Here is a 2591-nt window from a genome sequence, read left to right as displayed (position 1 = left end):
AACCGTTGTTGATCACCAGCCGGGTGATCGCCCGATGCGGCACCAGCACGCCTTTCGGGGTACCGGTAGAGCCCGAGGTGTACATGATGTAGGCGATCGATTCACTGGACTGCGCCAATGCCGGGTTATGCACCAACCCCTGGTCGTCCAGCGTGTCCAGGTCGATGCGCCACGCGCCCTCGGGCACGGCCTCGGTACTGAACGTCAGCAGGCACTTGGCCTGGCAGTCGTCAAGCATGAACCCTTGGCGCTCCAGCGAGGCGTTGCGATCCAGCGGCACGTAGGCTGCCGCGCACTTGAGAATCGCCAACTGGCTGGCCAGCAGCTCGACGGCGCGTGGCAGCAGGATCGCCACGCAGTCGTCCGGTTGCACGCCGAGGCCGATCAGGTGATGGGCCAGGCGATTGGCCTGCTCGTTCAGCTCCGCGTAAGTCACTTTCCGCAGTCCGTGCACCACCGCAATCGCGTGCGGCAGGTGCGCGGCCTGGGCCTCGAACAGCGCCAGGACGGTCTGCTCGTGGGGATAGGCACGTTTGGTGGCGTTGAAATCCACCCGCAACTGGTTGCGTTCGCTCTCCGGCAGGATCTCCAGGCGATTGAGTGGTGTCTGGGGTGCGTGTTCAAGGGCCTGCACCAGATTTTCCAGGGCCGTGTGCATGTAAGCGCAGATGCGCGCCGCACCGATTCCCTGCGACACCAGGGCGCTCAACATGAAGCCGTCGCCCAGGTCGTCCACCGATAGGGTCAGCGGGTAGTTGGTCCGTTCTTCGTTACTCCGGAACTCGATGCCATCCCACGCGGCCAGGGTTTCATTCGAGACCTCGGCCGCTGCGCTGGCGCTGTGCCGATAATTGAGCAGTGCGCTGAACAACGGCAACGGTGCAACCACGCCACTGCAACGCTGCGCCAGGGCCAGCGAGGCGTGTTCATGGCCCAATAACCCGGTCAGGCGAGCGTGAGTGGCTTTCACCCCATCGCGCACGCCTTGGCTGCTCACTTCGACCCGCAACGGCAAGGTATTGATGAACATGCCCAGCGCCCGGTCCGCGCCATCGCCGCCCTGCATCCGACCCAGCAGGACCGTACCGAACACCACATCGTCCTTGCCTGACACACATCCCAACACCTGCGCCCAGGCCAGGTGGACCAGGCTAGCGGCACTCACGCCCAACTGCCGGGCTTGTGCTCGCAGACGCAGGCTCAAGGTTGCCTCGACAACTTGCCGGGCATGCTCGATGTCCTGACCGTCGCCGCTCACGTCCTGCAAGCCGAAAGGTAGCGTCGGCTCGTCGACATCGCCGAGCATCTCGCGGAAAAACCCTTCGTGCTCTTGTTGGCTCACACCTAGGCGCGCTTGCGCCACATAGTTGCGGTACGGCATCGCCACGGCCAGTTGGTCGGCCTCGCCCAGCAGGTGTGCCTGCATCTCGTGCTGCACCACTTCCAGGGCTGTGTGGTCGAGGGCCATATGGTGGAACAGCAACACCGCCACCCAACGCCGGTTGATCACGTCTTCGGCAAAGACCAGACGCATCAGCGGAGCCTGGGTGATGTCCAGCCGGTAGTGTTGCGGGTCGAAACGATGCTGCAGCTGCGCCGCGATCTCGCCCTCGGAAATGTCCAGGGCGAGCTCTTCCAGGTGCAATTTCGCTTCGCGCCACACCACTTGGATCGGCGTGTCGAAGCCTTGCCACACCACGCTGGTGCGCAGGATGTCGTGCCGATCGATGACGTGTTGCAGGGCGTCCACAAACGCCGTCAGCCGGTCGAGACTGTGCAGTTCGAACACGGTTTTCAAGACATAGGGGTCGCCCTGCTCGGCGGCCAGGTGATGGTAGAGAATGCCGTCCTGCAGTGGTGCCAGCGGGTAGATGTCCTGCACATTCGGTGCCCCTCCCGGCACTGTCGCCACGACCCGGTCAATGGTCGCCTGATCAAGGTCGATCAGCGTGAGCATGTCCGGGGTGATCCGTCCGCAGTCCGGAACAATCCGGTTCACCGGGACATCCACCTCCCGGCCACTGCCGATGGCCGCGCCCAGCGCAGCCAAGGTCGGCTGGCTGAACAACACCCGCACGTCAGCGCTCAAGCCGACCTGGCGCATGCGTTCGATCAGCGTGACCGCCAGCAGCGAATGGCCGCCCAGCTCGAAGAAATTGTCGTGGCGACCGACCTGGTCAACCCTGAGCAGTTCGGCCCAGAGTTGTGCCAATAGCTGCTCGACCTCGCCTTGCGGGGCTTCATATTCACGGCTGACGTAAGCGTCGCTGTCCGGCGCCGGCAGTGCACGGCGGTCGAGCTTGCCGTTGGCGGTCAACGGCAGTGCGTCGAGCCGCACGTAGGCCACCGGAATCATGTAGTCCGGCAATTGCCCCTGCAAATGAGTACGCAGCGTCTCGATGTGTGGCGCAACGTCCAGGTCCCGCGGCGTGAAGTACGCCACCAGGCGCTTCTCGCCCGGGGTGTCTTCGCGCACCAGCACCACGGCGTCCTTGACCGCGTCATGCTGTCCGAGCCGAGCTTCGATCTCGCCCAGTTCGATACGGAAACCGCGGATCTTCACCTGGTCGTCGTTGCGGCCCAGGTAATCC

General features: G+C 64.0%; 1 protein-coding gene. It reads right to left on the bottom strand.

Annotation, left to right across the window (positions count from 1 at the left end):
* The coding region (locus tag AACY31_RS28455) for a condensation domain-containing protein (RefSeq protein ID WP_339505604.1) at nucleotides 1-2591 on the bottom strand (2591 nt) is incomplete at both ends.

The sequence above is a fragment of the Pseudomonas sp. RL_105y_Pfl2_101 genome, assembly GCF_963970585.1.
Classification (GTDB): Bacteria; Pseudomonadota; Gammaproteobacteria; order Pseudomonadales; family Pseudomonadaceae; genus Aquipseudomonas.
Note: the sequence above shows the minus strand (reverse complement) of the source record. Positions and strands in the feature narration are given on the sequence as shown.